Raw genomic sequence first — 19,112 nt, forward strand, 5'->3', positions numbered from 1 at the left:
ATTGCTTGCACCGCCAATCCGCCCGCCGTCGCGGGCAGGAGCCCGGCCGGCACTAATAACCGCCGCGCCGCGCATCGCGCCTGCGGTCAGCGCCTTGCGGCGCGAACGTCCAGCCAGGCGCCTGCGCCGACACGGCTGACTCGCACAAGCAGACACCGTCGCCCACCACTCGAGACCCTCACACCCCAATGACCTTCGAAACGCGCAGCTGTCATTCGCCCGATGCTTTCCATGACTTCGACCGCCACGCTCCCGCTGACGCCAAGGCCTGCAACACCGCGCGCAGCACCCGACGCCTCGCCAACGGGCTGGCCATCGCATTGTTCGCTGCCGCACAGCTCAACGCGCAGACCATCGATACCAGCGCCCCGTTGCCGCCGGTCCGCGCATGGCACGGTGCCAGCGAAGCATTGATCGTGGCACCGGACGATCCGTGGATGACGCCGGCCGAGCGTAGCGACTTTGTCAGCACGCCCAGCTACGCGCAAACGCGTGCGTGGCTGCAACGGCTGGTTGCTGCTTCGCCGCTGCTGTCGCTGGAGGTGTTCGGCAAGACCGGCGAAGGACGCGATCTGCTGCTGGTACGCGCGCGCAAGGGCAAGCCCGGCAAACCGGTCGTGCTGGCACAGGCCGGCATCCATGGCGGCGAGATCGATGGCAAGGACGCCGGCCTGATGCTGCTGCGCGATATTGCACAACGCGGCAAGGACGATCTGCTGGACGAGGTCGATTTCGTATTCGTGCCCATCCTCAACAGCGATGGGCACGAACAACGCGGCCCGCTCATCGGCGCCGCATTGCGCGGCCCGCAGCAGATGGGCTGGAATACCACCACGCGCGGCATCAACCTCAATCGCGACTATCTCAACCTAGAAGCGCCGGAGACGCGCGCGATCGTCAGGCTGCTGCACACGCTCGACCCCGCCTTGTATATCGACCTGCATGTCAGCGGTGGGCTCGATCATCAGTACGACATCACCTTCACCTTCGCCGGCTGGGGCACCTACGCGCGCTCGCGCGCCACGGCCGGTTGGCTGCAGCAGCGCTTCACGCCAGCCGTCGACGCCGCACTGCGCCGCCAGGGTCATGAACCTGCGATCTACCCCAGCCTGATCGACGAAGACGCGCCGCGCTCGGGCTTGCGCTATTCGCCCGAAGGCCCGCGTTATTCCACCGGCTATGGCGACTTCGCCGGCATCCCCACCGTGCTGGTGGAAAACCACCGCCTGAAGTCATACCGGCAACGCGTGCTCGGCGATTACGTGCTGCTGGAAGAAGCCCTGCGCGTGGTCGGCCGCGATGCACACGCCATCGATGCCGCCAAGCGTGCCGATCGCGCGGCGCGCCCGCAGGAATTGATGGTGGCGTGGGAACGCCTGCCGCAGCCGATCGACCATATTCCGTTCAAGGGCGTGACCTACACCCGCGCCCTGTCGCCGGTGTCCGGCCGGCCGGAATTGCGCTGGGAAGGCCGCGACGAAACCTGGACGATGCCGGTGATCGGCTACCGGCAGACGCAGGCGGTGCAGTACCCGGTGGCGTGGTGGATTCCGCCCGGCAACGACGATGTGCTCGCCTTGCTCGATGCGCATGGCATCGGCTACGACCGTCTGCAACAGCCGGCCCGGCGCGCGGTGCAGCAGATACGCATCAGCAAGACCGGCGGCGATCAGGTTCCGCACACCCACGACGTCGAAGAAGTCTTTCCCGCCGGCAGCGTCCGCGTGCCGGCCGATCAACCGATGCGCATGTTGGCCGCCGCCTTGCTGGAACCGCGCAGCAGCGATTCGCTGCTGGCCAGCGGACGTTTCCGCCATGCCGGCAGCCCCGACAGCGGGCTGTATGCCACCGAGCTGGTTGAATTCAGCGAACGCGTGTTGCGCAGCGATGCCGCGTTACGTAGCGCGTTCGAGCAAAAACTGGCCAACGATGCGGCGTTCCGCGCCGATGGCGATGCGCGCCTGCAGTGGGTCTATGCACGTTCGCCCTATGCAGCGATCAGCGGCTGGCGGTATCCGGTGCGGCGCGAAGTGAGGCAATAGCGCCGCGCATCCCTGTGGCGCTCACCGCGGTGCGGGCGCCATCACTGGCGCATGCTCGGCCATCAGCGCAATCACCCAATCGATGAACACACGCAGCTTGGCGCTGACATGGCGGTTGGGTGGGAAGGCGATCGACAGCGGCATCGCTTCCAGCTGCCAGTCCTGAAAGATCGGCACCAGTTCGCCGCTGGCGACATGCGCGTTGGCCATGTACACCGGCAGCCACAGCACACCCATGCCGGCCAGGCCGGCGGCCAGATAGGCATTGCCATCGTCGGCGGCCACCACGTGGCGGCCATGCACGCGCACCGCCTCGTCGCCGCGTTGCATCACATACGGCACGGTTGTGCTGCTGCCCCAGCGCATGAAGCCGACGCAACGATGCCGTGTATTTTCCAGCTCGGTTGGATGCGTCGGGGTGCCCAGCCGCTGCAGGTAATCGGGCGCTGCGTACACGCCGGCCTGCAGGTCGCCCACGTGACGCGCGATCAGCGACTGGTCGGTGATGGTGCCGCCGCGTATCACGCAATCGACGTTTTCGCCGATCAGATCCACCCGGCGGTCGCTCACGCCCATGTCCAGCTGGATCTCCGGATAACGCGCATGGAATGCCGGCAACGCCGGCATCAGGATCAGCCGCGCCAATGGGCTGGGCACGTCCACGCGCAGGCGCCCGCGTGGCAAGCTGGCTGCAACCGACAGGCTGGTTTCGGCATCGTCCAGGTCTGCCAGCAGGCGCAGCACGCGCTCGTAATAGGCCGCGCCATCGGCAGTGACCTGCACCCGGCGCGTGGTGCGATTGAGCAGCTTCACCCGCAGGCGCGCTTCCAGTTGCTGCACCAGCTGGGTCACGCTGGCGCGGCTCATGTCCAAGTGTTCGGCCGCCTTGGTGAAACTGCCGGTCTCGACCACGCGCGCAAACGCCTGCATTGCATCGAATCGATCCACCACTGCTCCCGCGGCCAAGATTGTTTGGATTCTACAAACAGTGTTGGTCGATGCTGCCGATTTATCGCAACTGCAGACCCGCCTAACGTGTGCCTTCGTTCTGATGCACTTCGATGGAGAGCCACATGGCCACACGCGACGTCGTTTTCCCGCAGGGGCGCCACGCCCTGTACGAGCGCCACCATTACTCGCCGGCGGTACGCGCCGATGACCTGCTGTTTGTCGCCGGCCAGGTCGGCAGCCGCGAGGACGGCTCGCCCGAGCCCGAGCTGGACGCGGAAATTGCCCGCGCCTTCGTCAACCTGGATGCCGTCCTTGCCGCGGCCGGCTGCACTTCGCAGGATGTGGTCGACGTCACCTTGTTCATGGTCAACCCCGAGGTGGTGTTCGAGGCAATGTGGGACAAGTGGGTCAGCTACTGGGGCCCGGCCCCCTACCCCACCGTCACCGCGGTCGGCGTGACCTGGCTGGCCGGCTTCCAGTTTGAGATCAAGGTGGTGGTCAAGCTGCCGGCGAAGGCTGCATAACACCTCCCATTGCCTGCGCGGTAGTCATCGCGCCATCCCATCTGCAGCAGATCTGCGCCTGCGTAACTCAACCAGCGCGCGCAGGCGCGCGTCTCGCATTCGATCGGCCACGCCTGGCTCGCCAGCGCGTGGCGTTGCCTGTGTCCACGCCGCGCAACGTGCCCATCGCACCCCTGTCAGATCTCCAAACATCAGCGAAGAAGATCGCCGAGAGCATCAGCCTCATCAACGGCATCGCCTCCAGACCGAATGCCAAGCGTCTGGCTACACGCCGAAACAAGATCTGGGCGACCGCACGCTGCTCGGGTCCAAGTCACCAACAAGCAACATTCGTATGCGATAGCTGTAGCGCTCGCCATGCCGCGAGCCCTCTGTTTCCCTGGCGCGTTGTCCAACGTCGATGTGCTGACGCATCGCGGCGGCGGCTTCGTGCGTCCGATGATTTCAAGGAGATTGACTTCCATGCGCTTGAAGACCTTTTTCGTCGTTCTGCTTCTCACCACCTTCAGCGCCGCCGCACAGGCGCAGGTGGTGACCCTCAACAAGGGCGGCTATACGCTGACGTACGACTGCACCAACCGCGCCGCACTGCGCTACGAATACGTGCTGCAGGCCGACACAGGCTCGGCTGCACGCCCGTCCAGCTTCAATCTGGATACCGAATTGCCCAGCGGCTGTGCCGGCCAGACCTCCACGGCCTCGTATGCCAGCGTGCGTTCCGGCTATGACCGCGGCCATCTGGTGACCTCCAACCACATGGACTACAACGCGACCTACATCCGCCGCGCCAACCTCATGAGCAACATCGTGCCGCAGGTGGCCAGCTTCAATCAGGGCATCTGGGTACAGGCAGAGAACGTGGCCGAGTGCTATCGCGATATCGCCAGCGTGCAGGTTTACGGCGGCGTGATCTACAGCGACACCAGCAACGATTACTTCCTCAGCAGCCACGGCATCCGCACGCCGGATTTCTTCTGGAAGACCATCATCACCGCCAACCCGGGCGGCGGTTCGCGCGCCATCAGCTGGCTGATTCCCAATAGCGCCAACCTGGGTGCGTTGGACAGCTATATCGTCAGCATCGACGAACTCGAAGACCTCTACGGCGCCAGCACCATCGGCATCAGCGCACCAGCGGCTGTCAAAGCCATGCTGCCGTCCACCACCTGGCCGCAGCCGAGCAATTGCGATCTGGGTTGAGTCGCGCTGCATCCACGGCATGTCGCCCAGCCCGGCCTGTGCCGGGTTGGGTCACGGCGCGGCGGGCACTGGCTGCGTGGCGCCGCGCCGCCTGCGTGACAGCCTGCGCGCGGCTCGACATCTCCATCGCAGAGCCGGCGTGCCGGTGGAATGGACTGCGGTCCCGCGGGCGCCAGCCATGTGTCAGGTGTGTCAGCGCTGCCACATTTATTGGCGAGGTCTGCGCTGTTTTGACGGCCAACGGCCGACATATGCTTGATCGCACTCTCGCTCCCCTCTTGCGATCACGCTCATGCCATCCCCCTTGTCTGCCAACGCCGGCCTCGCCTTGCTGAGCGCCCTGTCGATCTTCGCTGCCAGCCCGACAACCGCCGCACCAGTGCAGAGCCTGCCTACCATCGTGCTGGTGCATGGCGCATTTGCCGATGGCTCCAGCTGGTCTGGCGTGATCGAGGCGTTACAGCGCCAGGGCTATCACGTCACTGCAGTGCAGAATCCGCTCACCTCGCTGGCCGACGACGTCGCTGCGACCCGCCGCGTGCTGGAGCGACAACCTGGCGACGTGCTGCTGGTCGGGCACTCCTGGGGCGGCGCGGTGGTGACCGAATCGGGCAACGCCGACAACGTCAAGGGCATCGTCTATCTGTCGGCCCTGGTACCCGATACCGGCGAGTCGGTCGGCACGCTGCTGGCACGCCTGAAAGCGCCGATGGAAGGTTTGCAGCCGGATGCGCAGGGCCTGGTCTGGCTCGACGACGCGGCGACCTACCAGCACGTGATGGCCGCCGATGTGCCGCTGGCCAAGGTCCGGCAGCTTGCCGCCGTCCAGCAGCCGATGACCGCTGCCGCGTTCGGCGACGCGGTTTCGCAGGCCGCGTGGCATCGCAAACCGACGTGGTACCTGATCACCGACAACGACAATGCGTTGCGTCCGGATGTGCAGCGCGCCATCGCCAAGCAGATCGGTGCCACCAGTACCACCATCGCATCCAGCCATCTTTCGCTGGTTGCGCAGCCCGCCAAGGTGGCCGAGTTCATCGCACGTGCCGCGCGTACCATCGGTACGTCATCGCGGTGAGCACCAACACGAACCTGGCGTGTCGCGGCGGCCCTTGCATGCGCTCAGGTCGGCTAACAAAACGTAGCGAGCAGTCGTCCGGCGGGTGCGGACGGCGCGCTCAGAACCGCCGTGTACGCGTGGTATATGCCGATGCCCGGCAGCGGCCGCGCCCGCCTGGCGCTGCGCAGTCGTTTTGTCCGCTGCGCTTAGCCTGATACCTCGTGTTCGGCGCTCTCCAGCACCGCAGGCAGGACGTCGACCAGGAACTCGATCAAGGCGCGCACGCCCGGCGCCAGTCCGCGACGCGAGGGATACACGGCGTGTAGTTGATGCACCGGCAACGTGTGGTCGCCCAATAGCACCACCAGTTCGCCGCGGGCGATGCTGCCCCTGCACAGGGCCAGCGGCAACTGCGCCACGCCCATGCCGGCCAGCGCCGCGTGGTGCAGCAGCTCGACATCCTCGGTGAACAGGCGCGAACGGTAGTCCACCAGTTCGCTGGTGCCTTGCGGGCTGGTGAGCCGCCACCGGGGCGGCTCGCCATTGACGCCACGCGGGCCCATTCCCAGTACCTCATGCAGTGCCGCGGCAGAGGCGAACGGCCCATGCGCGTGCACGAACCCGGGGCTTGCCACCAACGCCTGCCGGCTGACGCCGAACGAGCGCAGGATCAAGCCGGAATCGTCCAGGCTCGAACGCACCCGTATCGCCACGTCGATGCCTTCGGCAATCAGTTCCACCCGTCGACTGGTCAGCTCCAGATCGACCTGCACATCCGGATGCGCCAACAAAAACCGCGGCAAGAGCTCGGCCAGAAACAGATGCGCCACACCGGTCGGGCAGCTCACGCGGATCCGGCCGGAGGGATGCTGCGTGGCGCGCTCGGCCACATCCAGCGCCCATTGCGCCGAGCGGGTGATGGATTTGCAGTGCGTATAGAACTCGGCACCGACCTCGGTGAGGCTGACCGCACGGGTTGAACGCTGCAACAGCCGCACGCCCAGGCGTTGCTCCAGATCTGCCACCCGCCGACTGACCTTGGAGCGGGGAAACCCCAACGCGCGACCGGCCGCCGAGAAGCTGCCGTGGTCGACCACTGCCACCAGCAGCGCGAAGTCGTTGAGGTCTTCCATCTGAATCCAACCCCACGCAAGGAGGCCGTCATTGTCCTGCCAGGCAGGACAGTTTGTCATCCGCCAGCGGCCTACCTGCGCCCGAGGGCGCTTCGTAGAGTGCCGCCACCGACCACAGCACACGAGCCCACCATGCGCTTGCTCCATCTCGATTCCAGCATCCTGACCGACACGTCGGTCTCCCGCCAGCTCACCGCCCAGGTGGTGCAGGACCTGCACGCAGCGATTGACGATCTACACGCCACCTATCGCGACCTTGCCGCGGTTCCCATCGCGCACCTTTCCGGCGCGATTGCTGCCGGCTTCCGCCCGCTGCCGCAACCAGCCAGCGACGCGGCATTGGTGGCCGAACATGCATTGTCCGAGCAACTGGTGGACGAATTCCTCGCCAGCGACATCGTGGTGATCGGCGCGCCGATGTACAACTTTTCGGTGCCGACCCAACTCAAGGCCTGGATCGATCGCATCGCCCAGCCCGGCCGTACGTTTCGTTATACCGCTAACGGACCCGAAGGCCTGGCCGGCGGCAAGCAGCTGATCGTGGCGTCCTCGCGCGGGGGCATGTACACGCAAGGGCCGATGGCCTCACTGGATTTTCAGGAGGCGTATCTGACCGCAACGTTCGGCTTTCTGGGCGTGCGCGAGGTGCACTTCGTGCGCGCGGAAAATCAGTCGCGTGGTCCGGAGCCGGCCGCGGCCGCATTGATCAGTGCGCAGGCCTCCATTGCCGATGTCGTGCGCAGTGTCGGGCGCGGGGTCGCGCGCGCGCGCGTGGAGGCCTGAGCCATGTTGCATCTCATCACCCTCACCTATCGCGTCGCCCCGCCGGCACTGGCCGCACATCTGGACGCCCACAAGCAGTGGTTGCGGGAGCACATCGACACTGGGCTGTTCCTCGCGGCCGGCCCATCGGCCGATGGTCTTGGCGGCATCGTGCTAGCCCACCACACCGATGCGTCGGCATTGGATCGGGTTGTGGCGCACGACCCGTTCGTGCTGCATCAATTGGTGGATGTCGGCATACGCCGTTTCGAGCCAGCACTGCGCGCCAAAGGGTTTTTGCCCGGTTGAACGAGACCATGCCGGTGGAATGCGACGCCGCGGTCAGGGCATTCGTCGTAGCGACACAGGCGTCGTTGTCAATCGAGACCTGCAGGCGTGTCGACGCTTGCAGGCCGGGGCGCGGGGCCGCTTGCCGCAAACCACGCAGCGTACGGGGTGTTCTTGACCAGATGCCGGTTGAAATCCTTGGCACCATCGGTCCACCACACCGCGCCGCGTTCACCCAAGGCGCCCTTGGCTGCATCGACCGCACCGCGCGCGGCCAACAGGCGTTGTGCATCGTCGTCGCGCTTGGCGGCCTTGACCGCGCGTCGCGCCTCCATGAGTGCACTGACCAACGCGGCACGCACCTCTTCGCTCAGGTGCGGGTTGCTGGTGCGCCACAGGCGCTCTCGCACGATGAGGTAACGGCCGTCGGGCGTCGTGAGGGGCGTGGTCGCGGCAGTCATCGCGCGCTCAAGGCCAGGCGTACGGTTGCCGCATCGCGGCAGTGCGTGCGGCGCTCACTCCACGCGTTCGAAGCGAGCGCGGGCGACACCGTCCACCTCGACCTGCTCGACGAACATCGCATACGGGCGCACCCACAACCCGATATCGCGCTCCAGTGGCCGATACAGCACCAGCGGCTCCAGGGTTTCGCTGCTGCGCACCACACCGAGCACCTCATAGCGGCCGCCTTTGAAATGACGGTACTCGCCCAGTGCGATGGAAGGTAACGGCGGCAGGGTGTCCATGGCGGTATCAACGCGATCGAAAGGCCCTGGAGTTTAGGACCGCACGCAATGTGTGGCGAGCCGGCTTGTGTTGACGCTGCACGCCGGCGGTCGATGACGGACATCCACACTCCTTGCATTCTCGGCAGGCCGGGTCCGCCGTGTCGCTGGCGCCTGCCTTGAAAGAGGCGCACCGGCCGCCACTGCAGCGGCGGCCATGGCACCTCGCGCCGTCGACAGCATCGGGGCCTGTCGTGCGCCGTCGGGGGTCGCCGCAATCGCGTGCGTCCCGCAGAAGCAACCTCAGGTGTCCTCTTCGTCCTCTTCGTCCTCATCCAGTTCGTCCTCGATGCTGTCGTCGTCATCGATTTCGCTGTCCTGCGCAGGCCCGTCCTGCAGCAAATCCTCGTTCTTGCCCGGCGCCTTGACGCCATTGGGTGGCGTCGGGTCGTCGATACCCCGGTTGGCGTTCTGGTTGTTGCTCATGGTCAGCTCCCGCGGCAGAAGACCGCCTGCCCACCCTCCTCCCGGCCCTGTGATGCGCACGTGTGCCGCACCCAAAAAATGCGCCGTTCATCGCAGTATCTGAACCATTGTGGCTCCGCGCAGGGTCGCCCCGCGCCGGCCTGCATCCGCGTATCGCCTCTCCCCGTAGACAGCAGGACGCCTACCGAGGAAACACCATGCCGAGCTTGATCTGCGATCTGGAAGACCTGCTCGCCTCCTGGAAGGCCGAGGCACGCACCTTCGACGCCTGCGACATGCCGGCCTCTGCACTGGCCTTCCGCGATTGCCACCGTCGCCTGTCCGCGTTGCTGGACGCGCATGCACCCCAATCGGCCTCGCCGACAGCCGCGCTGGTTGGGCACGAGCAGCCCAGCTCAGTGACCGAGCTGCAGCCGCGCGCCATCGCGCCGATGGGTTCCTAGGGTGTCGATCAGCGCGTCGCTGGCCTGATTCGCGCCAGCCACCTCGACCTCGGCGCCGTGCGCGCGCAATTTGAACACCACCCGATCCAGCGCCGCCACCGCACTGATGTCCCAGAAATGCGCGTGGCTCAGATCGATCAGCACCTTCGGCGGCGTGCCGAGGAAATTGAAGCTGGCGACGAATTGCCCGGCCGATGCGAAGAACACCTGGCCGCGCACCGCATACACGCGCACCCCATCGTCGCCATCGCTGGCCTGCACCTGCAGCATCCGCCCGACCTTGCGCGCGAAGAACAGTGCCGACAGCAGGACGCCGACCAACACGCCGCGCGCCAGATCGTGCGTCCAGACCGTGACCACGACGGTGCCCAACATCACCACCGACGAACTTGCCGGGTGCCTGCGCAGATCGCGCAGCGATCCCCAGTTGAAGGTGCCGATGCTGACCATGATCATCACCGCCACCAGTGCCGCCATCGGAATCTGGCGCACCCAGGCCGCGCCATAGACCACCATCAGCAGCAGGACGACGCCGGCCACCAGGCACGACAAGCGCCCACGTCCGCCCGAGCGCACATTGATGACCGACTGCCCGATCATCGCGCAGCCAGCCATGCCACCGAAGCAGCCCGCCACCATGTTCGCCAGTCCTTGACCTGCGCATTCGCGGTTGCGCTGCGATGGGGTATCGGTCAGGTCTTCGACAATCTGCGCCGTCATCAACGACTCCAGCAAGCCGACCACCGCCAGCGTCGTCGATACCGGCAGCAGGATGCGCACGCTGTCCCATGTCAGCGGCACGTCCGGCAGCAAAAATACCGGCAGGCTATCAGGCAGGTGGCCCATGTCGCCCACGTGCCGGAGATCGAGGTGCCAGTACGCGCATGCCGCCGTCAACACCACAATTGCGACCAGCGGCGAAGGAATCGCCGTGGTGACGCGCGGGAGCAGATAGATGATGACCAATGCCGCTGCACACACCGCATACACCGGCCATGGCATGCCGACCAACTCCGGCAGCTGTGCCAGGAAGATCAGAATTGCCAATGCGTTGACGAAGCCGGTGATCACCGAGCGCGAGACAAAACGCATCAATGCGCCCAGACGCAATGCGGCTGCAATCAGCTGCAGCACGCCCGCCAGCACGGTCGCCGCCAGCAGGTACTGCACCCCATGGTCCTTGACCACATCCACCATCAACAACGCCATGGCACCGGTGGCGGCAGAAATCATGCCTGGCCGACCACCGGCGATCGAAGTCACCACTGCAAGACAGAACGCCGCGTAGAGCCCAACCTTGGGATCAACGCCGGCAATGATCGAAAACGCGATGGCTTCGGGAATCAGCGCAAGCGCGACCACGATGCCGGCGAGCACATCGCCACGCACGTTGCCGAGCCATTGCTGGCGCAACGGGAAACTTCTGGACATTGAACGACTCCTTGCGCCGGCAACCACACGGCGCATTACATGCACGTCAAACACCTGGACCTTCGCAGCAACTGCGAGCGCGTAAGGCCTGAGGTCAGGGTGGTGTCATGTGTCCAAGGAGATCGTTCTTGAGCAGTGGCGATACTAACGCGCTCAGGCTAGCCCGAACAACCCGACGCTGCGCCTGTGTCTGCGCATCGAACATCAGACACAGATCAACGATGCGCACGCATGCGCGCAGCCGTTGCTGACAGCACGCGGCTCAGTCGTCGCTAGCCACGCGTTCGCCCATCAGTTCGCGCTCGCGTTTTTCCAGTTCTTCGGCGTAGCGCTTGCGCACGAATCCCTCCGACAGCACGCCCAGTACCTTGCGATCGCTGTCGATCACGGCCAACTCATCGGCCTGTGTCGTATCGAAGACCTTCATGATCGCCACGATGTCGGTGTCGGCCAGCAGCGCCGCATCGCGGTGCTTGGCATAGTCGCCGACCGGGGCGTCCAGCTGCACATTGTCGGCGTACAGCACGGCCAGCGGCACCACGCCGGCATAGTGTCCGTCTGCATCTTCCAGCACCACGCGTTGCGTGGAGCCCAACGGGAACCGCCGGCGGAATTCGGCCACGCTGATGTCGTGCGCGGTGTGGTTGGCATCCTTGCGCATCATCTTGCCAGCCGACAGATTGCGCACCCAGCCCACATCGCGCGCACTGCGGATGTTTTCGCCACGCAGATGCAGCCGCCAGGTGGAGAACGAATAACCGAACACCTGCCGCACCACGGTATTGGCCACCAGCACCGCCGCCATCACTGCGCTGGCCAGCACGAAATCGTGCGTGCCTTCCAGGATCAACATGGCCATGGTCATCGGCGCGCCAACGATGGCCGCCGCCAATGCAGCCATGCCCACCAGCGATGCACTGGTGGTGTCCACCACCGCAGCGCCCAGCAACAGGTTCAGGCTCACCGCGAACAGGCTGCCCACCAGCGAGCCCATGAACAACGATGCGAAGAACAGACCGCCGCGGAAGCCGAAACCCAGCGAAATTCCCGACGCAATGCACTTGAGCACCAGCAGGATGGCGAGCACCTGCAAGGTACTGCTGCTGGTCAGGTCCAGATGCAATGCGCCATGCCCCGAGGACAGCACCTGCGGCGAATACAGCGCCAGCGGAATCAGCAGCAACCCACCGATGACCGGGCGCCCCCACACCGGCAGATTGATGCGGCCCACGCCGCGTTCGATGCCGGCGACCAGGCGCATCACCGCAATGCCGATCAACGCGCACGCCAGGCCCAGCGCGATGTAGACCGCATAGTCGCGCGGCTGCAATTGGTAGGCCACCGCAGCAGGCAACGAGTACGGCGCTGCGCCCAGGGCATTGGCCATGAACGCGCCAGCCAATGCGGCGGCGGCCACCGGTGCCAATGCCGATGGCGTGTAGGCACCGATGACGATCTCGAACGCATAGAACGCACCGGCCAGCGGCGCGCCGAAGGCGCCGGCAATCGCACCGGCCGCGCCGGCGCCCACCAGCGTGCGCATGTCGGCACGCCGCACCCGCAACACGCGCCCCAGCTGCGAGCCGGCACCCGACCCCATTTGGGTGTAGGTCGCCTCCAGTCCCACCGACGCACCGAAGCCGTTGGACAACAAGGTCTGCACCGCAACGATCAGGTTGTCGCGCATCGACATGCGCCCGCCATGCAAGGCATTGGCTTCCACCGCATCCACGAGGGGCCGCTTGCGCCGCCGCGCCATCAGCGTCACCAGACCAACCAGCAAGCCGCCCAGCGGCAACACCAGCAACTGCGTTGCCGTCATCGAGGTGGCCGTGCTGAGCCGCTGCTCGGGCGCGAGCGCGTACAGCCAGCTCTGCAGGCCATGCGCGATACCGGCCTGCAGCACCATCAATCCAGCCGCGATCAGCCCCACCAGCGCGGCCAAGGCGATGAACCAGAGATCGTTGGCGCGCAGCTGCCTGCGCAAGCCGTCCAGCGGCCGGCGGAGTTGCGCCGCCATGGCGTGCACGGCCGGCAAGGTGTGGGAAAGTGGCTGCATGGGACCAGTGATTGCGGGATCGGCACCGGCAGAGCCGGCGTCCGCTGTGGGGCCTAGTGTGCATGAGCGCCGCTGACCTGAGCCAATCTGGCGCGGCGATGAAACGCGCGCCGCGCCGCAGGCGTGATTGCAGGGCCAGGCATTCAGGCGCCAGAATCGGAGCCGGCACGCGGCGCACCTGCGCGTGCGATCGTTGAGCCACTCGAACAGGGATGCACGATGCTCTACCTGCTGCTGGGCTTGATTGCCACCGAAGGCCTCTTGCTGATCACCTGGAACCGCCCCTACTTCAGCTGGGGCCTGCCGGTGTTTACACGGCGTATTGCGGTGACCCGCGATGCGTTGGCCTGCTTTTCGCTGGCGCAGGTAGAAAATGCGGTCGAGCCATCGCGCTGGCCCGACTTGCGGTTCCATCGCCTGTCCGAAGACGTGTATGCGTTTCGCGAAACCTTCCTGTTCGTCGGCGGTGTCTATCCGATGATCATGCGCGGGCGCATCGTGATCGACCGTCGGCAACGCGAGATCATCGTGAGCGGTTTCTGCAACTGGACCGTAGTGATGATGGTGGTTGGGTTCCTGGTTCCGGCAACCGTCGTCAGGCCAGGGGCCACGCTGATGTTCGCGGGGCTTCTCATGCTGTCCTATCTGCTGCAACGCAGCCGTTTCATCAGTGTCGAAGCGGCCGTGCGCATGCTTCTGCACACCAACACCACCCCGCTGATTCCGCGCCGACCAGAGGCGACGCCGCGCGTGCAGGCCGACTGACAGCCGCCTGACGCCATGCGTTGCGGTGCGTCACTCCACCACGCACAGCGGCACTTCGGCGGGCCGCAAGGTCAACACACGTACGCCAGTGCGCGTCACCGCCACGGTATGTTCGAACTGCGCCGACAACCTGCCATCGCGCGTATGCACCGGCCACTGATCCGGTTGCGAACGGATCGCCGCACGGCCCTGGTTGATCATCGGCTCGATGGTGAACACTATGCCTTCCTGCAGTTCCAAGCCGGTGCCCGCGTGGCCGTAGTGCAGAATTTGCGGGTCTTCATGCATCTCACGGCCGATGCCGTGCCCGCAGTATTCCTTGACCACGCTATAGCCGTGCGCACGCGCGTGCCGCGCAACGGCATGGCCGATATCGCCCAAGCGCGCGCCAGGGCGCACCGCTGCAATCCCTTTCCACATCGCCTGATACGTGGCCTGCACCAGGCGACGTGCCGGGTAAGCGACCTCGCCCACCAGGTACGTGGTACTGGAATCGGCGATATAGCCGTTCTTTTCCAGCGTAATGTCCAGGTTGACGATCTGCCCGCTGCGCAACACGTCGTCTGCCGATGGCACGCCATGGCAGACCACATCGTCGATGGATGCGTTGAGTACGAACTCGAAACCGTACTGCCCCTTGCTCGCAGGCCGTGCGTCGAGCTCATCGACAATCATGCGCTCGACAAACCCGTTGAGTTCCAGCGTGCTGCGACCTTCCAGGGGCAAGCGATCCAGCGCATCGAATACCTGCGCCAGGAGCTGGCCAGACACCGCCATCAGCGCGATCTCATCGGGCGACTTGATCACGCCCGGCCCGGTTTCAAGGCTTGCGGCCGTACGCCCGCCGCGCGCAATTGTTCGGCCACGATCTGCTGAAACGTCGTGTCCGGATGCATCTCGCACAGCATGCCGACCTTGATCCAGAAATTGGCCTGCGCATTGATCGAACGGCTACTCACCGTGCACGCACGGCGCAGTTGGTCGTGCAGGTCGTCGTCGATATTGACGATGCCCATGATGGCTCTCGTTTTGCGTCGATATACGAATCGTATATGAAACGTATATTTGCACGCAATCGCTCCGGGGAGGGGCGCCGTCGAGGGCGATGCCTGTCCGGCGTGTGCTGCGTGCCTTGTCGGACAGGCCCGGCAGCCTCGCAGTACGGTGAGCACGGCACAAAAGCGAATCGGCCCCGGGCCGATGCGATGCCACAACGCCCGGAAGCAAACGCCGCACATCACGTGAACCCCACAGGTTGCGCTCGTCAGCGCTCGACCGCCGAATGTGTCCGCCCGATCCGGGCATAGATCTCGCTCACCCACTCGATAAACACACGCACCTTGGTGCTCAACTGTCGGCTGGGCGCATAGGCGATGAAGACATCCAATGGCGCCGGGCGCCAGTCCTGCAGGACCGGCACCAGCGCGCCGCGTTCGATGGCCGGCCGCACCATGAAATCGAGCGTGTGGATCAGCCCGAGCCCGGCCAATCCGGTCGCCAGATGCGCGTTGCTCTCGTTGACCATCACGCTGCAGTTGGGAACGATCTCCAGCGGCGCGCCATCGTCCAGGAAATGCAGCGGCGGCGCTTTGCCGCTATGCGCGGAGAAGTAGCCCACCACGGGAAACGCCAGGCTTTTCAGCTGTTCCGGGTGGGTCGGGACACCGTAGCGTACGAGATAGTCAGGACTCGCGCAGGTGGTCCAGGCAAGGCTGCCGATCTTGCGCGATATCAGCGCGCCGTCGTCCGCCGTGCTGCGGATCGCGCAGTCGATGTTTTCGCCGATGACATCCACCGTGCGATCGGTGACGCCGAGCTGCAGCTGGATATCCGGATAGCGCGCACAGAACTCCGGCAATGCGGGGATCAACAATCCGCACGCCGTCGAGCCGCCCGTATCTACACGAAGCCGGCCCTTGGGGCTGCCCTGGGCACGCCCCAACGTGGCTTCCACGTCGTCCAGCTCCGTGAGCAGGTGCCGCACGCGCGCGTAATACGCAGCTCCGTCGTTGCTGACACGCACGCGGCGCGTGCTGCGTTCAAGCAATGTGACTCCCAGATGTTTTTCCAGCGCGCTGATCGACTTGCTCAGTGTGGCATTGGGCATCTGCAGCGATTCCGCCGCACGGTTGAACCCACCGGTTTCCACAACGCGCGCAAAGGCGCGGATTGCCTGCAGGTGATCCATTGATCGCTCCGTCTAGAGCGCCGGATTATTCCCGCAGGGAAATAAAGAATCAACAATGCGCCCATTTATCGCCGCGGCGAGGGTCAATAGACTGCCTGCAACGCGGGAACTCCGCTCAAGAGGCAAACACCATGCACGTCCAGGATCTGGCCAACATCCACCCCACCAAACACGCCGGGAAGATTGCCCTGGTCACCGGCGGCAGCTCGGGCATCGGCCTGGCCGCCGCAAAGCGGCTGGCGCTGGAGGGCGCAACGGTGGTCATCAGCGGCCGCCGGCAGCAGGAACTGGACCGGGCGGTCGCCGAGATCGGCCATGGCGCCACGGCGGTACGCGCCGACATTTCCGTTGGTGCAGAGCTTGACGCCGTCATGGACGTCATCGCCACCGCGCATGGACGACTGGACCTGCTGCTTGCCAACGCAGGCGGCGGCGAATTTGCGCCAATCGAATCCATTACCGAAGCAGGCTTCGACAAGTACTTCGACATCAACGTCAAGGGCACCCTGCTGACCGTGCAGAAGGCGCTGCCACTGATGCGCGCCGGCAGCGCCATCGTGGTGACGGGCTCCATCGCGGCCAATCAAGGCGTCGCCAATTTCGGCGTGTATGCCGCAACGAAGGCGGCACTGCGCTCTTTCGTCAGGACATGGGCATCCGAACTGAAAGGTCGCGACATTCGCATCAACCTGATCGCGCCCGGCGTCGTGGTCACACCCGCCTATAAATCCGAATTGGGCATGAGCGACGAAGACATCGACGCCTACCTGGCCGAGATCCAACTGAAGGCCCCGCTGGGCCGCGCAGCGAGCCCGGATGAGATGGCCAAGGCGATGTCCTTCCTGGCATCGGACGATGCCTCCTACATCACCGGCATCGAGCTGACAGTGGACGGCGGCCTGACCCAGATCTGACCATACGTGCAGCGCGCTACCGTGAGTGCACTTCCAGCCCACCAGAGACAAACAAGATGAGCATGCAAAACAATTTGGCGATTGCGCAAAACTTCCTTGAAAAGATCGGCTCCGGTGCATCGCCTGAGGCGATTGCGGCGATGTTCAGTGCGGATCTGCGATGGCATATCCCAGGCGATCCATCCGCACTGCCGTGGATTGGGCGACGCAGCGGGCGCGGCGCGGTAGAAGCGTTCGTGCGTGATTCCGGCACCCTGATGGAGCGCATCCGGTTCGAGGTGCATGACCTACTGGCCAGCAACGACCGCGCTGTCATCGTGGGCGAGCTCGCCAGCCGCATCACCGCCAGCGGAAAGCTCATCGAGACGCCGTTTACGATCGTGCTCACCATCACGGGGAACGAGATCTCGCACTTCCTGATGCTTGAAGACAGCTTTGCGGTAGCTGCCGCGGCGCGGCGCTGATCCGCCCATGTTCGGAGTGCGGCTGACGCGTTACGAACCTGCTCTTCCAAGGGATTGTTCGAGGAAGCGGATCAATGCAAGAATGCGCGCGACGCGAAAAACGTTCGCCTGTGTGCCGTCGGCACCAAGAGATCGAATACACGCCATCCAGCATGCTTGCTAGGTTGGCCAGCGCCCCTCGCCGAGATCACCCGGCCTTTCTTCGAGCTGCCGCCTGTGCGAACGCTCGTTGTATTTGGAGCGCTCATGACAGCCAACAACACCAACCCACGTCTATCTTCAACTGATCAGATCGCTATCGTCGGTGCTGGTCTGGGCGGTTTGACACTCGCACGTGTCCTCCACATCAACGGCATCTCCGCCACCATCTATGAGGCCGAGGCTTCACGCAACGCCAGATCACAAGGCGGCCTGCTAGACATACACGAATGGAACGGGCAGCTAGGCTTAACCGCGGCAGGCCTCTACGACGCCTTCCTGGCCCTCGTCCTCCCGGGCGAGGACGCCAAGCGCGTGAGTGACAAGCACGGCACGATTCTGTTCGACAGACAACGCTCTGTCGGCTCTCTCAGACCGGAGGTGGACCGCAGCGCACTCCGCCGGCTGTTGATTGACTCCCTGCCCTCCGATGCCATTCATTGGGGTCGCAAGCTCATACGGGCAGCACGCAATGCGGACGGAGCGCTTGCCCTCACTTTTGCCGACGGTTCATCGATCACGGCGGGCCTGGTTGTCGGAGCGGACGGCGCATGGTCGAAGGTTCGGCCGTTGCTGTCGACCGCACCCCCGCATACGTGGGCACCACTTTTATCGAGACATCTCTCACCGATGCCAGCACCAAATGTCCGGCTAGCGCCAAGATGGTCGGGCGCGGCACATTGATGGCTTTAGCCCCCGGCCAAGGCATCTTTACCCACAGATACGCAGACGGCGCGCTACGCAGCTACATTGCGTTGACCAAGCCCGAAGCATGGTTTCGCGAGCTCGACTTTGGTCGGCCTACAGCCGCGATGCGCCGCATTGCCAAAGAGTTCGAAGATTGGGCTCCAGCTCTGTTGGCCATGATTACCCACACTGACAGCGCACCCATCATTCGCCCGATTTATGCACTGCCGATCGAACATGCTTGGGCACGCACTCCGGGCGTAACGCTCGTCGGCGACGCTGCGCACCTGATGTCACCGTTTGCGGGAGAAGGTGCAAACCTCGCCATCTACGACGGAGCCGAGCTCGCACGTTCGATCATTGAGAACCCGGGCCAGATCGAGGCGGCACTGAGTGCCTATGACAATGCGCTGTTCCCACGTAGCACCGCTCTCGCGGAGCAGAGTGCGAGCAATCATGCACAGTTCTTCGGCTTCAATTCGCCTGCCAGCGTGGTGAACTTGTTTTCTGCCCACCAGGTGTAAGGGAAGTAGGTGGCGTTCAAGCGCGACGCGCTAACCGCGGCGGTCTTGCGTCGGCGGAAACGAGCTTAGCGGGGATCCTCAAGCCAACTATGCTTACAGGAAGAGAGCGCTACGCCTGCGCAATTGGTGGGCCCACCAGGACTCAAATTTGATATACAAGTCATTGTATTTATTTGTTTAATTGAAGACACATACGGGGCTTGACTCGCAATATGACTCACTTCTTGTGGGGCCGCAAAAGGAGCGCACTGGACGTTAGATAAGAGAG

At 64.6% G+C, this 19,112-nt stretch carries 22 protein-coding genes and 1 other RNA gene; 12 read left to right on the forward strand and 11 right to left on the reverse strand.

What is annotated here, in order from left to right:
* The first annotated feature begins 188 nt into the window (after positions 1-188).
* Positions 189-2,042: a M14 family metallopeptidase gene (locus ACCQ15_RS18480; protein WP_136733278.1), complete on the forward strand. Its 1,854-nt coding sequence runs from the start codon at positions 189-191 to the stop codon at positions 2,040-2,042.
* A 21-nt stretch (positions 2,043-2,063) separates the two neighbouring features.
* Here the strand turns inward: ACCQ15_RS18480 and ACCQ15_RS18485 are convergent, their stop codons facing one another.
* Entirely contained in the window at positions 2,064-3,008 is a 945-nt protein-coding gene (locus tag ACCQ15_RS18485) for a LysR family transcriptional regulator (RefSeq protein WP_031425028.1), read from the reverse strand.
* A 107-nt stretch (positions 3,009-3,115) separates the two neighbouring features.
* Here ACCQ15_RS18485 and ACCQ15_RS18490 point away from each other — a divergent pair, with 107 nt between their 5' ends.
* The 3 genes from ACCQ15_RS18490 (at position 3,116) to ACCQ15_RS18500 (ending at position 5,795) form a co-directional block, all read left to right on the forward strand.
* Positions 3,116-3,517 carry a Rid family hydrolase gene (locus ACCQ15_RS18490; RefSeq protein ID WP_011348740.1) on the forward strand — a complete coding sequence of 134 codons (402 nt, stop codon included), beginning with the start codon at positions 3,116-3,118 and terminating at the stop codon, positions 3,515-3,517.
* Between the two features lie 462 nt (positions 3,518-3,979).
* On the forward strand, positions 3,980-4,717 hold the full coding sequence (locus ACCQ15_RS18495) for a DNA/RNA non-specific endonuclease (RefSeq protein ID WP_372380891.1): 738 nt from the start codon (positions 3,980-3,982) through the stop codon (positions 4,715-4,717).
* A gap of 292 nt (positions 4,718-5,009) precedes the next feature.
* Complete coding sequence (locus ACCQ15_RS18500) at positions 5,010-5,795, forward strand: alpha/beta fold hydrolase (RefSeq protein WP_372380892.1); 786 nt, start codon at positions 5,010-5,012, stop codon at positions 5,793-5,795.
* Between the two features lie 51 nt (positions 5,796-5,846).
* Here ACCQ15_RS18500 and ACCQ15_RS18505 read toward each other — a convergent pair.
* Positions 5,847-5,923, reverse strand: a non-coding RNA gene (locus ACCQ15_RS18505) — sX9 sRNA.
* 60 nt (positions 5,924-5,983) lie between these two features.
* Complete coding sequence (locus tag ACCQ15_RS18510; protein WP_014091183.1) at positions 5,984-6,910, reverse strand: LysR family transcriptional regulator; 927 nt, start codon at positions 6,908-6,910, stop codon at positions 5,984-5,986.
* Positions 6,911-7,042: 132 nt separating this feature from the next.
* Here ACCQ15_RS18510 and ACCQ15_RS18515 point away from each other — a divergent pair, with 132 nt between their 5' ends.
* Together ACCQ15_RS18515 and ACCQ15_RS18520 are read left to right on the forward strand one after the other, a co-directional pair.
* Complete coding sequence (locus tag ACCQ15_RS18515) at positions 7,043-7,693, forward strand: FMN-dependent NADH-azoreductase (RefSeq protein WP_280302291.1); 651 nt, start codon at positions 7,043-7,045, stop codon at positions 7,691-7,693.
* A gap of 3 nt (positions 7,694-7,696) precedes the next feature.
* Positions 7,697-7,981 (forward strand): YciI family protein, encoded by a 285-nt coding sequence (locus ACCQ15_RS18520; protein ID WP_136733280.1) that lies wholly within the window; start codon positions 7,697-7,699, stop codon positions 7,979-7,981.
* Positions 7,982-8,049: 68 nt separating this feature from the next.
* Here the strand turns inward: ACCQ15_RS18520 and ACCQ15_RS18525 are convergent, their stop codons facing one another.
* The 3 genes from ACCQ15_RS18525 to ACCQ15_RS18535 form a co-directional block, all read right to left on the reverse strand.
* Positions 8,050-8,421: a hypothetical protein gene (locus ACCQ15_RS18525; protein ID WP_372380894.1), complete on the reverse strand. Its 372-nt coding sequence runs from the start codon at positions 8,419-8,421 to the stop codon at positions 8,050-8,052.
* Between the two features lie 54 nt (positions 8,422-8,475).
* A complete protein-coding gene (locus ACCQ15_RS18530; protein WP_008577645.1) occupies positions 8,476-8,706 on the reverse strand; it encodes a DUF1653 domain-containing protein in 231 nt (76 codons plus the stop codon).
* A 282-nt stretch (positions 8,707-8,988) separates the two neighbouring features.
* Positions 8,989-9,171: a hypothetical protein gene (locus ACCQ15_RS18535; RefSeq protein ID WP_057680873.1), complete on the reverse strand. Its 183-nt coding sequence runs from the start codon at positions 9,169-9,171 to the stop codon at positions 8,989-8,991.
* A gap of 197 nt (positions 9,172-9,368) precedes the next feature.
* On the opposite strand from ACCQ15_RS18535, the gene ACCQ15_RS18540 reads away from it, so the two are divergent.
* On the forward strand, positions 9,369-9,614 hold the full coding sequence (locus ACCQ15_RS18540) for a hypothetical protein (protein ID WP_057680872.1): 246 nt from the start codon (positions 9,369-9,371) through the stop codon (positions 9,612-9,614).
* Here ACCQ15_RS18540 and ACCQ15_RS18545 read toward each other — a convergent pair.
* Both ACCQ15_RS18545 and ACCQ15_RS18550 read right to left on the reverse strand, forming a co-directional pair.
* Positions 9,567-11,045 carry a SulP family inorganic anion transporter gene (locus ACCQ15_RS18545; RefSeq protein ID WP_372380895.1) on the reverse strand — a complete coding sequence of 493 codons (1,479 nt, stop codon included), beginning with the start codon at positions 11,043-11,045 and terminating at the stop codon, positions 9,567-9,569. The genes ACCQ15_RS18540 and ACCQ15_RS18545 overlap by 48 nt on opposite strands.
* Before the next feature lie 262 nt (positions 11,046-11,307).
* Complete coding sequence (locus tag ACCQ15_RS18550; RefSeq protein ID WP_031425045.1) at positions 11,308-13,065, reverse strand: chloride channel protein; 1,758 nt, start codon at positions 13,063-13,065, stop codon at positions 11,308-11,310.
* Positions 13,066-13,323: 258 nt separating this feature from the next.
* Here ACCQ15_RS18550 and ACCQ15_RS18555 point away from each other — a divergent pair, with 258 nt between their 5' ends.
* On the forward strand, positions 13,324-13,869 hold the full coding sequence (locus ACCQ15_RS18555; RefSeq protein ID WP_014091190.1) for a hypothetical protein: 546 nt from the start codon (positions 13,324-13,326) through the stop codon (positions 13,867-13,869).
* 30 nt (positions 13,870-13,899) lie between these two features.
* Here ACCQ15_RS18555 and map read toward each other — a convergent pair whose 3' ends face one another.
* The 3 genes from map to ACCQ15_RS18570 form a co-directional block, all read right to left on the reverse strand.
* Positions 13,900-14,676, reverse strand: coding sequence for a type I methionyl aminopeptidase (map, locus tag ACCQ15_RS18560; protein ID WP_372380896.1), 777 nt, complete (start codon positions 14,674-14,676; stop codon positions 13,900-13,902).
* A complete protein-coding gene (locus tag ACCQ15_RS18565; protein WP_014091192.1) occupies positions 14,673-14,885 on the reverse strand; it encodes a ParD-like family protein in 213 nt (70 codons plus the stop codon). The genes map and ACCQ15_RS18565 overlap by 4 nt, the downstream gene beginning before the upstream one ends.
* A 248-nt stretch (positions 14,886-15,133) precedes the next feature.
* Entirely contained in the window at positions 15,134-16,057 is a 924-nt protein-coding gene (locus tag ACCQ15_RS18570; RefSeq protein WP_127167250.1) for a LysR family transcriptional regulator, read from the reverse strand.
* 131 nt (positions 16,058-16,188) lie between these two features.
* On the opposite strand from ACCQ15_RS18570, the gene ACCQ15_RS18575 reads away from it, so the two are divergent.
* The 4 genes from ACCQ15_RS18575 to ACCQ15_RS18590 all read left to right on the forward strand — a co-directional run bounded on the left by ACCQ15_RS18575 (position 16,189) and on the right by ACCQ15_RS18590 (position 18,844).
* A complete protein-coding gene (locus tag ACCQ15_RS18575; RefSeq protein ID WP_014091194.1) occupies positions 16,189-16,971 on the forward strand; it encodes an SDR family oxidoreductase in 783 nt (260 codons plus the stop codon).
* A gap of 56 nt (positions 16,972-17,027) precedes the next feature.
* The gene (locus ACCQ15_RS18580; RefSeq protein WP_277574791.1) at positions 17,028-17,435 is read left to right on the forward strand and encodes a nuclear transport factor 2 family protein; all 408 of its coding nucleotides are present in this window, start codon (positions 17,028-17,030) and stop codon (positions 17,433-17,435) included.
* Positions 17,436-17,681: 246 nt separating this feature from the next.
* Positions 17,682-18,317, forward strand: coding sequence for an FAD-dependent oxidoreductase (locus ACCQ15_RS18585; RefSeq protein WP_011348757.1), 636 nt, complete (start codon positions 17,682-17,684; stop codon positions 18,315-18,317).
* Between the two features lie 71 nt (positions 18,318-18,388).
* The gene (locus tag ACCQ15_RS18590; RefSeq protein ID WP_506187845.1) at positions 18,389-18,844 is read left to right on the forward strand and encodes an FAD-dependent oxidoreductase; all 456 of its coding nucleotides are present in this window, start codon (positions 18,389-18,391) and stop codon (positions 18,842-18,844) included.
* The last annotated feature ends 268 nt before the right edge of the window (positions 18,845-19,112 follow it).

The organism is Xanthomonas sp. NCPPB 1754 (genome assembly GCF_041475725.2).
GTDB classification, from domain to species: domain Bacteria; phylum Pseudomonadota; class Gammaproteobacteria; order Xanthomonadales; family Xanthomonadaceae; genus Xanthomonas; species Xanthomonas euvesicatoria.

What these genes read in the sequence shown, in the direction of transcription:
- ACCQ15_RS18480 (WP_136733278.1), top strand. Translation starts at nt 189, where the DNA reads ATGACCTTCGAAACGCGCAGCTGTCATTCGCCCGATGCTTTCCATGAC.
- ACCQ15_RS18490 (WP_011348740.1), top strand. Translation starts at nt 3,116, where the DNA reads ATGGCCACACGCGACGTCGTTTTCCCGCAGGGGCGCCACGCCCTGTAC.
- ACCQ15_RS18495 (WP_372380891.1), top strand. Translation starts at nt 3,980, where the DNA reads ATGCGCTTGAAGACCTTTTTCGTCGTTCTGCTTCTCACCACCTTCAGC.
- ACCQ15_RS18500 (WP_372380892.1), top strand. Translation starts at nt 5,010, where the DNA reads ATGCCATCCCCCTTGTCTGCCAACGCCGGCCTCGCCTTGCTGAGCGCC.
- ACCQ15_RS18510 (WP_014091183.1), bottom strand. Translation starts at nt 6,910, where the DNA reads ATGGAAGACCTCAACGACTTCGCGCTGCTGGTGGCAGTGGTCGACCAC.
- ACCQ15_RS18515 (WP_280302291.1), top strand. Translation starts at nt 7,043, where the DNA reads ATGCGCTTGCTCCATCTCGATTCCAGCATCCTGACCGACACGTCGGTC.
- ACCQ15_RS18520 (WP_136733280.1), top strand. Translation starts at nt 7,697, where the DNA reads ATGTTGCATCTCATCACCCTCACCTATCGCGTCGCCCCGCCGGCACTG.
- ACCQ15_RS18525 (WP_372380894.1), bottom strand. Translation starts at nt 8,421, where the DNA reads ATGACTGCCGCGACCACGCCCCTCACGACGCCCGACGGCCGTTACCTC.
- ACCQ15_RS18530 (WP_008577645.1), bottom strand. Translation starts at nt 8,706, where the DNA reads ATGGACACCCTGCCGCCGTTACCTTCCATCGCACTGGGCGAGTACCGT.
- ACCQ15_RS18535 (WP_057680873.1), bottom strand. Translation starts at nt 9,171, where the DNA reads ATGAGCAACAACCAGAACGCCAACCGGGGTATCGACGACCCGACGCCA.
- ACCQ15_RS18540 (WP_057680872.1), top strand. Translation starts at nt 9,369, where the DNA reads ATGCCGAGCTTGATCTGCGATCTGGAAGACCTGCTCGCCTCCTGGAAG.
- ACCQ15_RS18545 (WP_372380895.1), bottom strand. Translation starts at nt 11,045, where the DNA reads ATGTCCAGAAGTTTCCCGTTGCGCCAGCAATGGCTCGGCAACGTGCGT.
- ACCQ15_RS18550 (WP_031425045.1), bottom strand. Translation starts at nt 13,065, where the DNA reads ATGGCGGCGCAACTCCGCCGGCCGCTGGACGGCTTGCGCAGGCAGCTG.
- ACCQ15_RS18555 (WP_014091190.1), top strand. Translation starts at nt 13,324, where the DNA reads ATGCTCTACCTGCTGCTGGGCTTGATTGCCACCGAAGGCCTCTTGCTG.
- ACCQ15_RS18565 (WP_014091192.1), bottom strand. Translation starts at nt 14,885, where the DNA reads ATGGGCATCGTCAATATCGACGACGACCTGCACGACCAACTGCGCCGT.
- ACCQ15_RS18570 (WP_127167250.1), bottom strand. Translation starts at nt 16,057, where the DNA reads ATGGATCACCTGCAGGCAATCCGCGCCTTTGCGCGCGTTGTGGAAACC.
- ACCQ15_RS18575 (WP_014091194.1), top strand. Translation starts at nt 16,189, where the DNA reads ATGCACGTCCAGGATCTGGCCAACATCCACCCCACCAAACACGCCGGG.
- ACCQ15_RS18580 (WP_277574791.1), top strand. Translation starts at nt 17,028, where the DNA reads ATGAGCATGCAAAACAATTTGGCGATTGCGCAAAACTTCCTTGAAAAG.
- ACCQ15_RS18585 (WP_011348757.1), top strand. Translation starts at nt 17,682, where the DNA reads ATGACAGCCAACAACACCAACCCACGTCTATCTTCAACTGATCAGATC.